We start from the raw sequence: 13232 nt of genomic DNA, 5'->3' as shown, positions 1-13232 counted from the left end.
TCCGGTGTAAAATGAAACATTGAGAGCCCCTAATCATAAATTTAGTTGAAATTGAATGCTTTATCCAAATGGTTACCGATTTTCAGAGTATCATGAGAAAAATAGGATTGTTCCCTTATTTTGACAGTATTTCCTTTCTTTTATATTCTCGATAATATCACTATATTCAAAGATGTTTGATAATGACCTGGCTTAAAAAATGGTTCTCGAAACAAAGTAATGATGAGCATCAAAACGCATCTACGGCAATCACGCCACCACCTGAAAAAAAACAATACAATAGCAGGTTCTACGCGAATTATTTTTCCCTCATCGCTGACGGAGCGCGTCTTAAACTGGTGGAAGCCATGTTTCGTCTCAACTTGTTTGATTTATTTGAACATAAAACCTGCGTCTCTGAACAAGAGATTATAGAAAAACTGGCATTGATGCCCATTAGAGCCAAAAAATGGCTGCATCTCCTTTGCTCCGAGCATTTTTTAATAAAAGTGAGTAACCAGAACCATCAACCGGCTTATCAATTACCTGAAGAATTCCAGCGACTCATCCGTAGCGACGGTTGGTGGGCCATGAAGTTTTTTTATAATATCTGGGCAGTCACTGCCAATGAGAATTTAACCGGTGTGTTGCGTTACGGCAAAATCAAAACAACCGCCCCCTGGCCTCCAAAATCGGCGCAACAAGCAGTATGGCTTGAAGAATGGATGACCAAAACAGCAGACATCACCACACAGTGTATACTGGATAACCTCGATTTTAACAAGGTGACCAACATCCTGGACGTTGGCGGCGGCGAAGGCACTATGGCCTGCGCGTTTGCATCCGCCCATCCTCATTTAAAAGCCGCCGTTTATAACCTGCCAATATCGGCGGAAATGGCCAGGAAAAAAATAGCATCCCACGGATTAAGTCACCGGATCGATGTCATTGAAGGGAATTTTATTACAAACGATTCCTTTCCCTTGGGATTTGATTGTATTTTGTTTGCGCGGGTTCTGTTTGACTGGAATGAGCATCACAACAGAAAACTGTTACGAATGGCTTATCTCGCCTTGAAAAAAGGCGGCCTGGTAGCCATATGCGAAACCCTGAAGGACGACAATAATGATTTGTGCCTCTCGTGCGAATACCGCCATATTTTTAACGATGATTTTGACGCGCATGTCATGAAAACGGAAGCAGAGTACCGAAACATGCTGGAAGAAATCGGCTTCACACTACTCCCTGCTAAAAAGGAAAGACACGGTTACTGCACATTATTATTGGCTCGAAAATAGGGTATGTCAGCTAGTACCATTTCCATTTGGTTTTGACTGGTTGGCTTGCTCAGAATGTTTGTCTTTTTGTCATCCCCGCGAAGGCGGGGATCCATACTGAATCAAGCACTGAGCCACATCAGAAATGGTTTCCCGCCTTCGCGGGAATGACAGTTAACCTGGCAAAATTAAATGGAAACAGTACTAGCCGTGAACCAAAATTTTCCCAGCGTCAAATGGGGCTAATTGACACATCAAACCCGCAATACGGCCGCAGGCCTCCTTACGGGCTACTATAAATGGTGCGAAGAAAATTCTGTGCGCAGAGCCTAAAGAGTGGCGCCAGATTTTCCTCGTCAGGATAATCGGATCAAATCGGTGATTTTACCATCGTTGCGCTCCAGAAATTGTTCAACAATCCGGTTAAAGCTGTTTGCTATCTGCTCCTTGCACTCGACCGTTAATGGCCCGTTGATGGACAATTGATAGTCGCCGTACTGATTTTTTGAAAAATAAATCCATAAGGTTCGATTACCGATAGGACGATTCATACAGCCGAAATGACTGGAAAAAGTATAATCAATATCTGCAAAACGCCTGTTGTGACTCTCTTTACTAAAAAAGCTTGGCGTATTACTAATGAGAATCCGTAAACCGTTCGGCTTCTGTAAGGGGATATTTAAGTGAAATAATTTATTGAGACGATACTTGATTGCAATATATTTTTTATTGGACATGGAACGGCTCAAATACCGCAGGTAATAGTCAATAATGGTTTTATGCAATTTACTCTCTTTAAATTTTCCGGTTAAAAAAAGTTTGTTGAACGCAAATACCAGCGACTGGCCAAAGGATAATCCCGCCCCCTTCAAGCCGCTGTCTTTAATAAAATGAGAGCATTTTTGATAGGGCGCCGTTTTTAACAGCTGTTCCTCGATAGACGTGACCAAATCTATAAACCGGTCATGCTTATTAAGGGTAATATTGATCCTTTTGTATTCTGAAAATAACCCGACCACCGATTTGTATTGACTGCCTTCCCGCCCGCTATGGATGAGAATAACAGGAATTTTATTTTGCCGGCTTAGCTTGTAAAAGACCATTTGACATACTGCGACTATCCCGGTGCTGATATTAATATTTTCAGCTTTATGCCATGCCATAAATGCTTCAATCAATTGCGACTCAACAGGGTAATGATACAAATGCTGCGACTGATTGGCCGCGTCCGGCAAATGATTTGCTGTTCCAAAATGAAGCAGGCTGTAACCTTTATTATAAGCCTGCCAAAAATCCATTTTATCGGACAGGTTTTTTTCATAATGGCGATTATTATTTTTCACATAATCAAAATAGACATTTTTTTCAGGGACCGGCAACAGTTTTTTACCGTGGGTCAATGCCTTGTAACTTTCCTTAAACTGATTAAATACCATATCACAGGAGGCATCATCCACAATGATATGAGGGATCACCAGATGCAATTCGTGCAAGTCATTATTAATTTTATAAAGATAGACGCGTATCAAAGGCTGTTGCGACAAAGGAATAATACGCATGATGTTGTTGTAAAATTCCATGTTCAGAATGTCTGCTTCATTGCTTAAAGACAAGTCTTCGTAAATGACTTTAAATTGTCCCTGCCTTTGCAATGTCTGTACGGGTATTTCGGGATTGAATTTTATCCAGAAGGCACTGTGCTGCCGCACAACGACATCGAACGCCTGAAACAGGTAATCCTGATTCAATTTGCCATGCAAGCGCAATTGCATACCAATATTGAACCCGTAATCCAGTTTGTTGAATACCCAGAAAATGTATTGAAAATCGCATAACGCGACATCCTCTTCTCGGGATTTTTCCGGAAGAGACGCTTTTGTTGCCGGCTGCAGGACTTGCTGTAATTCCCCGGCAATATTTCTCGCAATCCTGTCAATGGTGGGATCATGGATAAAATACTCTATGGATAAGCTTAAGTTCGGGCATTGCAGCTTGTCATGTATGCGATTTCTGATTTCTATAGCCATAAGCGAATCCATACCCATGGCAAACAGATCATCGTTGACATGGATGTCTTCGATACTATCCAGAATTAACACATCTGCGGTAATGGCGCATAAAGTCTGGTTCAGTACACGAATACGCCCTTCGTTCGGCAATTCGCAGAGAGCATTTAAAAAATGCTGGCTGGACGGCTCCCTGTTTTTGACCAGATCAGACAACCACCTTTGTCTTGGCACGTGCTTGTAATAAATATCCCAGTGAACGGGACACGGAGCAATTTGCGCCCATGAACCGGTCAGCAACACGTCAAGAACATCAATCGCGTCTGGATCTAACGGGATAAACCCATGCTGTTGCAGCGCGCCGGTCAGGCTTTCCGTCATGCCGGTGGCGCAAAATGGCCCCCAATTAATAGCGAGTGCGGGTAATCCCCGCCGGCGACGCCAGTGCGCCAGTCCATCTAAAAAACCATTGGCCGCGACATAATTGGACTGTCCCCTGGCGCCTAGCACGGACGCGGAGGATGAAAACAAGACAAACATATCCAGGGGAATTGGTTTGGTTAATTGATGCAGAATCAGGGCGCTGTCCATTTTCGCACTCAAGACACGCTGCACATCGTCGTCACTTAAATTGACGATCAAACCATCCTGAATGACACCCGCCAGATGAAACACGCCTTTCAATGGTTTGAAATCGCGATGAATCGTGGCAATAACCTCTTCCATCTGCTGATAATTGCCGGCATCCGCCTTATAGTGGCTGACGCGCACCTTCTGTTGTCCGGCACGATCCATGAACGCCCTGAGATCCGGTGCACAGTCTGCTCTGCTGACAAGAATAATCTCTGTCACGCCTCGACGGATCAGATATTCCATCAACGGCCTTGCCAATCCGCCTGTTCCACCCACGATAAGATAACTGGCCCGGGCGTCAAAAAGCGGCGCTTGCGGCATGGTTCGGCCAAGTGGTTGCTTTTTTCGCAATCGGGGCAGATACAGGGCGTCTCTGACGGCCAACTGCGTTTCCTCACCAGGGCCATTAAAGAGATAGTTCAGGGGATCCGGCAGGGTACCGCCTTCCCCCAAATCAATGGCATAATTATGCCCGAGATCAAGTTCGTTTCTAAAACTCCTCCAGAAAGCGCCGGCCATGGTATGGTAAGGATTCACCTCGTTATCAGGATGAATGGCGTAAGCGTTTTCAGTCACCAGGGTAAAACTTGCGGGACGCGATTTAAACAAAGCCTGACAGCATTGAAAAAGATCCTGGAACTGCCCCTGTTCATACAGAAACAGTATATGTTCATTGGCTAGCGCCTCCATGTTCCGAGGACTTGCCACAAACTGATAATCGAGATTGCCCAGTATTTTTTTCGCCCTGGCCTCATCGGAGGATACCACCAAAAACCCGGGCAATCGGGGTTGGGCGGTGATATTGGTTTTAAGCGGACTCCAGGTGATCTGATAGAGATGCTGCAGGAGAAATTCGTACGAAATAAAATGATTCGGCGTCACCTTTCTTAAGATCAACCCTTCAAGCCAGCCGATTAAAAACCCTGAACTGTCATACAATTTTATGTCGCAACAAAGTTCATTCTCATACCCGGTATTACGTTTGATGACGTAGGCCCAAACCATTCCCGGCGCTTCCTGAAAAACCGTCAGGCGGGTAAACGCATAGGGGACATACGTCGTATTCTCAACACCGTTTATTCCCAGCAGCAAAATACTTTGCATGGCTCCGTCAAGCAGAACGGGATGATAAAAATAACCGGTTTTGTGGCTTGCCTTGGTCAAGGACACTTTCGTGAGGATACGGTCTGTCTGCACATATCCTTCCTTAAGAACCTGGAACTCGTTACCGTACAGCAGGGATCGCTGGTCAAAATGCTCATAAATTTGTGATAAATCCACTTTCTGCTCAAATGAAGATTTCAACGCATCCAAATCAACTGATTCCGGTGCCAGGGAGACGGTCTTATGTATTTCCATATCGGCATACGCCTGCCACTGACCATCCTGTCCGGCAAAAATGCGGATCTGGTATCGCTCCTCATCCCGGACTTTTACCTGTAACTGAAAATCCTGATCCTGTCTGGGATATAATGGCTGTGCAATATTAAATTTTTCAAGACAGAAAACGTGACGCTTGAAAATAGCTTTAGCGGCCGCCAAACCGGCTTCAATATAGGCTGTCGCCGGAAAAACGATTTTGTCAAACACACGATGGTGTTTGACATAACTTAAATGTTGTAAATCCAGCTTCTGGTTAAACAGGTACTCATTGCCCGGCAGGGAAAACATCTGCCCCAGCAGAGGATGTACGATGTCGGCAGGCGTTGTGCTGTCGCTTTTTTTATCCGGCCAGAACTCAACCCTGTGAAAAGGGTAATTGGGCAGGACTACTTTTTCAAACGCATGGCCAAGGCTTTTATAATACGACGACCAGTCCACTTGTTCGCCTTGTAAATACCTTGCCGTCAAATCCGGGAGTTCACCGTGTTCCGGCAAATCAAGCGGCTGATCATTGCCATGCGAGGACAAGGCAAACGCCCCTTTGCCCATCAGGCGGCTGGCTTCGGCAGCCGTTTTCGCGGCAACAGCCAGGCGATAGGGGTAATGCTCTCGGCAAAGTGCCGCGGTAAAACAGATCTCACCAAAATCATCCCCGGTGGTTTCCAGATACTGTTGATAGCGTCGGGATAAATCATCCAGAGAAGCCCGCGATTTGGCGGAAAGAACAAGGACATACGGGTGAACCGGCGCCCTTGTTTTGACAACCGTCTCATCCGGAAATTCCTGAAGGATAACGTGCGCGTTCGTGCCGCTAAAACCAAAGGCGTTGACACCGGCACAACGGAGTGCCCCTCCTCTCTCCCAGGTTATGGTTTGTAATGCGAACTGTGTATCGCCAGGTTTTATATTGGGGTTCAATTGATGAAAATGCAGGTTTTTGTAAATCTTCTTTTGCTGTAACCCAAGGACGGTTTTAACAAGACTCGCAATTCCGGAAGCGCTTTCAAGATGGCCGATGTTGGTTTTTACCGCCCCCAGATACAAGGGATTATCCTGACCGCGTTCACAACCATAGACGTTGTTAATGGCGTGCACCTCAATGGGATCGCCAAGCGGCGTTCCTGTGCCGTGCGCCTCGATATAACTGATGTCATGAGCGGATAACCCGCTTTGCAGAAGCGCTGATCGCATGACCGCTTCCTGGCTTTTACCGTTAGGCACCGTCAAACCGGCAGACTTGCCATCGTTATTGACCGCCGAGGCTTTGATAACCGCCAGGATATGATCCTTGTCGCGTTTCGCATCGGCTAACCTTTTTAACACTATCACGCCACAACCTTCCGCCCGGACATAGCCGTTTGCGTTTTTATCAAAGGTTTTACACTGGCCATCAGGTGACAACGCTTTGGCCTTACACAGCGTGACATTGGATTCGGGCATGAGCAATACATTGACGCCCCCGGCCAGGGCGTAATCGATTTCATGATTATTTAAACTCCGGCATGCGTAATGAATAGCCACCAGAGAGGAAGAACAAGCCGTATCAATACTTAACGACGGCCCTTTCAAATCAAAGGTATAAGCCACTCGTCCCGGGATCAGATTCAAGACATTGCCGGTAATGGAAAACGCGCTTAACTCCTCACTGGAAAAACCGGATTTTTCCAGTTTGGCATAATATTCATTGGGGCCGACTCCCGCAAACACACCGGTCAAGCTGCCACGCAGAGAGGATGGGGGATAATTGGCGTTTTCCAGAGCCTTGTATGAACATTCCAGAAAAAGTCGCTGCTGCGGCTCCATCAATTTCGCTTCGCGCGGGCTGATACCAAAAAAGCCGGCGTCGAAGCACTTGATGTTGTCTATCAATCCCAGTTTATTGACATAGGATTTTCCCGGCGCATCCATGTCGGGATCATAATACTTGCTGTTGTCCCAGCGCTCGAGAGGGATGTCTTTAATACCATTCAAGCCCTGTTCAAGCATCGTTTCAAACGCAGCGACATCATGAGCCTCCGGAAAGGAACAACTCATACCGATGATAGCAATGGCCTCGTCTTTCTGTTCCACCGCAACGTGCGGCTGTTGTTGTGTCACCAGCTTTTTATCAAGCTCCGAGGCCAGATAGTTAGCCAGTTTGTTAATGGACGGATAGTCAAAGCCGATGTTAACCATCACTTTCACCGTCGGTTCCAGTTTTTTCTTAAGCTCGCTGGCCATTTCGGCTATCATGAGGGAATCGAAGCCTATTTCAAAAAATCCTTCGTCTTCCTCCAGTTCCTCCGTGTCCGGCAGCTCGAGAATCTCCTTGCAGACAGCCCCTATCATATCCTTGCAAGCCTGCAATCTTTTATCCGGATCTACTTTCAGAAAACCGTTTAGCCATGGTGATAAATCGTTATTGACAGATAAAACGACCTCCTTTATTGCGAGATCGTCAGCCAGAGCCTTATAAAACAGAGACTGCGGTTTTGGAACAAAATCGAGCATAAACGTAAGATAATCCGGAGAGATAATCGCGACATGATCAAACTGGCCATTAATTAATACCTTAATCAAGGCATGGCCTTGTTCATTAGTCACCAGAGCCTGTTTGAGAGCCGGATTACGGGCGCGCTCATTGGCCATGCCAACCTCACCCCAGGGACCCCATTGAATAGCGGTACCGGGCAATCCCCGCCGTAGCCGCTCGGCAATTAAAACATCCAGGAAGCTGTTGGCTGCGCTGTAAACAGACTCCTTATTGCTGCCAAATACCGCGGCAATGGACGAGTAAACGACAAAAAAATCGAGATGGCAGGATTGGCTTAACTCGTGCAAATACCAGGCTCCCCGTAGCTTGGCCTCAAACAGGTAATCGACGTCTTTCTCCTGATGCTCAACCAGCGGCGCCTTAACGGCCGCTCCTGCGGTATGAATAATACCCTTTAGCAACCCATCGGAATTAATATCCGAAAACAAGGCGCGCAGCGCCTTTTTATCAGTAACATCCACACTTATTGTTCGGATAACGCGGCCGGGAAAATCCTGCTGAATTTTTCCGATGGCCGTTTTGATCGCCGGCTTGTCAATATGTCTTGAGACAAGAACCAGTTCCCTGGCGCCGGCTGAAAGCAGCGCCTGGGCAGTCACCAGCCCCAATCCACCGCCACCGCCGGTAACAAGGTAACGTCCCTGCCCGTACAGTGATCGTTTTTTATCTGTCAGGGCGATTTTCAGCAAACGAGGCGTCATGCGCCGGCCGGAACGATAAGCAACCATTTGTTCATAAAAAGCACCATGATTGCAGTGAATCTCATCAACGACCTGCGCAAAATAACGTTCATCGTGATTATCATCCCCATCAACGAGTATGGTGTGACATTGCGGCAATTCCAAAGCCAGCGTTTTGCAAAATCCAATGAAAGGGCTATGGCTGATATTCAGTTCACCGACAGCGAGTTCGGCAATGGCATTGGTCGTCAACACCATTAAGCGTAACGCCACACCCTGTTGATGTAGCTGTTTCACCAGATTTAGCAGCTTTTTGAGGGCATTTTTCTGGAAATCAATATTGGCATCAATATCATCAATTGGCGGAGAATCCAGCCCCACTGCAAAAATAATCCCTTGCAATGTATCGAGGCCGCAACCCTCTTCTTCCAGGACGATTTGCAACCCTTGCTTTCTAAAACCGGACGCTAATTGCCGATCACCTATCAATAACCAGTTATTTTCCTGCGGGTGACTATTATTTTTATCACAAGGCCGTTCCTGCCATTGCAGCCGGAAACCCCAGTCTCTGGGTATCAAATCATCTTTTAACCGGGCTTTTTCCACCCAGTAGATATCTCTATCAAACTCGTACAAAGGTAAGTTGACTTTATGAAACGCGTGGCCAAACGATTGATAATAATCAGACCAGTTTATGGCAAAGCCTTCCTGATAAGCCGTCTGGAACTGATCCACCGTGTGGGGCAAGGAGGCGGCTTCTTTCTCTTTTTTAATCCGGGCAACAGCATATTGCTTTGCGGCGATGATGGCTGCGGCTTGCCTTGCGGTATCGGCTTTGATGGCGACTCGAAACAAGAAATGGTTGCGGCAGGTCGCCGCCGTGTAACAGATATCGCTAAAATCGTCTTTCGTATCGGATAAATAGTTTTGATAGCTCGACAATAATAAATCAAGGGAACGCTCGCTTTTTGCCGATAACACCAGCAAAAAAGGCCCGGGTATCGAGCGGTGCTCCGTTTCCCGTTCAGGCGCCTGTTGCAATATCACATGCGCATTGGCACCGCTAAAACCAAACGAACTGACACCCACATATCTTGTGTCCCTCTCGTTGAGCCAGTCTACAGTCCGTAATGGAATAACGGCATTTTTCAAATCAATTTCGGGATTGAGCTTTTTGAAATTGAGGTGCTTGAACACTTTGCGTGCGTTAAGACTCAGCACGGCTTTGATAACGCTGGCGACACCCGCCGCGCTTTCACTATGACCAATATTGGTTTTTACCGAACTGATGTAAAGCGGCTTGTCCACACTATGACTGTCACTGAAAATTCGAGTCAGCGTGTTGACTTCTATCGGATCGGCCAAAGGCGTACCGGTGCCATGGGCCTCAATACAATCGATATCAGCCGGCGACAATTTCGCTTTGGCCAGCGCCGCGCGTATCACTTCTTCCTGGGCAATACCGTTTGGCACCGTAAACCCGCCGCTTTTTCCGTCGCTGTTGACCGCCGTGCCTTTGATAACCGCCAGAACCGTGTCATTGTCCTTGATGGCAGTACTCAAACGCTTTAACACGACAACGCCGCAACCTTCACTGCGGGCATAGCCATCCGCGTCGTCACTAAAGGTCTTGCAGCGGCTCTCAGGCGATAACATTCGCGCTTTCGACAAGGTGATGTTCGAGTCAGGCGTCAGTAATATATTGACACCACCGGCTAACGCCATATTACAATCACCTGATTGCAGGCTCAGACACGCGTTATGAATGGCCGTCATCGAGGAAGAGCAGGCTGTATCGACGGCCTGAATGGGGCCGTGCAAATCAAAGGTATAAGCGACCCGGCCCGCCAACGCGTTCAAAACATTTCCCGTGGCAAAATAGATATTTAAATCTTCCAGACTGACGCCCTGATTGGCCAATATTTTGGGATATTCATTCGTACCGACCCCAACAAAAACGCCGGTCTTGCTGTCTTTGATAGCATCCAGAGAAAGATTGGCATGTTCTATGGCGTGATAGCAGGTTTCCATAAAAACGCGCAACTGGGGCGACATGAACCTGGCTTCCCTTGGACTGACATTAAAAAACTCCGCGTCAAATTTTTTGATATCGCCAATCAAGCCCAATTGTTTAATATATAATCGGCCAAGGGCATTCACATCGGGATCATAGTATTTCTCATTATCCCATCGCTCCAGGGGTATATCGGCCATGCCGCTTTCGCCGTTTTCCAACAGGGATAGAAACGCATTGAGATTAGACGCTTGGGGGAAACGACAACTCATCCCGATAATGGCTATGGGTTCCGTGTTTAAAACATTAATCGACGGTTGCCTGGCCACTGCGGCAGGGTAAATACGCAGGTATAAATGTCTTGCCAGTTTATCGATGGAGAAATGAAACGACGCAAGCACATCGGGTATGTGAACGCGCGGTGACAACAGATCGTGAAGCTTTTGGTCCAGAGCCTCCAACAGTGGTTCGGTGAATCCCAGAATTTCAAAATCATGATACTCATTCACCCGCTCTTTTTTTAAAAGCGTCTGTACCATATCGGCTATTCTGGTTTTAATGGCCGTCACTCGCTGTTCCTTGGACTGGTGATATAACGCATCCAGCCAATGGGTATTGGTTGTTCCCGGTTCATGCCAATAGGGTTTTTCATCAAAACAGTACAGGGGTAAATCAACGTGACGGCCGTGCGTTTCATCCCCGTCCAGAATTATGGTGGCTCCGGACATATAGTGTTCATAAATTTCCCGGGCATCATTGCGTACGGTTTTGATGCCTTTTTTGACAGTCACTTTGCGCAAATCATATTCCTGCGCGTTAATTTTTTTAATTAACGTGTCCTTGTCAGGCGCTATGATGGCACAACGGTATTTGTAATGATCACGGCCATTGATCAAGGTGTAGCAGATATCACTCAAACACGCCCGGGATTCCTGCAAATAGCGTACGTAGGTGGCCATCATTTGTTTTAATGACGCGTCACTGTTTGCGGAAAGAACAAAACATTGGGGTTCGGTCGTTTCCGTCAGGGATTCCTGGATTTCACTATCAGGCGCCTCCTCGACAATGGCACTGACGTTAGTACCGCTAAAGCCGAAATTGGAGACTTGCGCGTATCGCCTTTTATTTTTTTGTTTCCTGAAAGGCGTTGCTTGCACAGGAAAAAGAGCGGGAATACTATCGGGCTCAATGGAATCGTTAGGGGTTGAATAATGCAAATTAGGTGGAATGGTCTCATGGCTCATCGCACCTATCACCTTAACAAGCGACGCAATGCCGGATGATGCAATGGTATGTCCCAGATTGCTTTTTAACGCCCCCAGCACCAATGGTTTTTCTTTGCGGTGATGGCCTTCGTGCACACGGCGGATGGCATTAAATTCCACACTGTCGCCAACCACGGTGCCTGTTCCATGGGTTTCAATATAATCAATATCGCCGGAACGAAGATTCGCTTGTTCCAGCGCGGCCCGGTGCATGGCAATTTGAGCGTCAGGGTTAGGCGCCACCAGCGTCGTTCCATCCCCATCCTGATTCATGACCACGCTTCTGATGAGTGCGTGGATCGTGTTCCTGTCTTTCAGGGCCTCGCTCAGCCGCTTGACAATAACAACGCCACAACCTTCGCTGCGCACAAACCCGTCGGCCGCACGGTCGAAACTACTGCATTGGCCCCGGGCGGACAGCATGTTGGCTTTGGTTAAGCCGATAAAATTTTCCGGGCAAAGATTAAGATGAACCCCACCCACTATGGCCATGTCACATTGCCGGGCCGCCAGTGCCGTCGCTGCCAGATATAGGGCCGACAAGGAAGAGGAACAAGCCGTATCCACCACCAGACTTGGCCCCTTTAAATTCAAAAAATGGCTTAATCGTCCTGCCGCCGCACTGTTTGCCGCTCCTATCTGCGTGTATTCATTAAAGCGGATATTATCCTTATAATTGAGGTGACTGTAATCTTGCGAGGAAATACCGCAGTATACGCCGGTGTTTGATCCATTAAGCGAACGAAGCGTGATGTTGGCATGATTTAGCGCTCGAACAGCCACCTCCAGAAAAAGCCGGTGCTGTGGATCCATTTGCTTGGCTTCCACAGGCGGTATTCTAAAAAAATCAGCATCGAATAAATGTACGTTTTTTAAAAAGCCGCCCAGTTTCGTGACGATTTTATCCGGCTTGCTTCTATCGGCATCATAATATTCATCGCTATTCCAGCGCTGCCCGGGTACTTCTTTAATTGGGGTTAACCCTTGAATCAGCATCTCATAAAACGAATGAATATCGTCGACATCGGTAACAATTCCGGGAAATCGGCAATTCATGCCAACGATTGCAACGGGTTCCTTCAGAACGCCTTTTACATTGTCCGGCTGATTTTTTTTTACCATATACATCATGCCCTTATATTGCCTGGCCACGCTTGAAATCAGCTCCGCAGAAAGGAGTGCTAACAGCAAAAAATAACCATAACCAGAGGGAATCGGCTGATTAATCGAAAAAAATATCTTCTCATTTCAATAGATATCTATCAAGAAAACATTAGGCTCCGTGAACCAAGGGTATGCACTTATCTTTTTATCGGCTGCAAATTGGGATATCTACAAGCCCTGATTATATTATAGTTCAGGCATCGGAACTTATTCGTGATCATCAATAGCCGTTTTTTTTATAAAAAATTGTCATATACAGCGTTTTTTTATATCCTCAGTCTTACCACTCCAAACAGAA

2 protein-coding genes are annotated in these 13232 nt (G+C 46.8%); one reads left to right on the top strand and one right to left on the bottom strand.

Features of this window, described 5'->3' with window-relative positions:
- The first annotated feature begins 182 nt into the window (after positions 1 to 182).
- Positions 183 to 1277, top strand: a complete 1095-nt coding sequence (locus CKW05_RS01425) for a methyltransferase (RefSeq protein ID WP_058483259.1) — start codon at positions 183 to 185, stop codon at positions 1275 to 1277.
- Positions 1278 to 1612: 335 nt separating this feature from the next.
- On the opposite strand, the gene CKW05_RS01420 is transcribed toward CKW05_RS01425, so the two are convergent.
- On the bottom strand, positions 1613 to 12892 hold the full coding sequence (locus tag CKW05_RS01420; protein WP_058483310.1) for an SDR family NAD(P)-dependent oxidoreductase: 11280 nt from the start codon (positions 12890 to 12892) through the stop codon (positions 1613 to 1615).
- Positions 12893 to 13232: the final 340 nt, after the last annotated feature.

Source organism: Legionella spiritensis (assembly GCF_900186965.1).
GTDB classification, from domain to species: Bacteria; Pseudomonadota; Gammaproteobacteria; order Legionellales; family Legionellaceae; genus Legionella_C; species Legionella_C spiritensis.
Note: the sequence above shows the minus strand (reverse complement) of the source record. Positions and strands in the feature narration are given on the sequence as shown.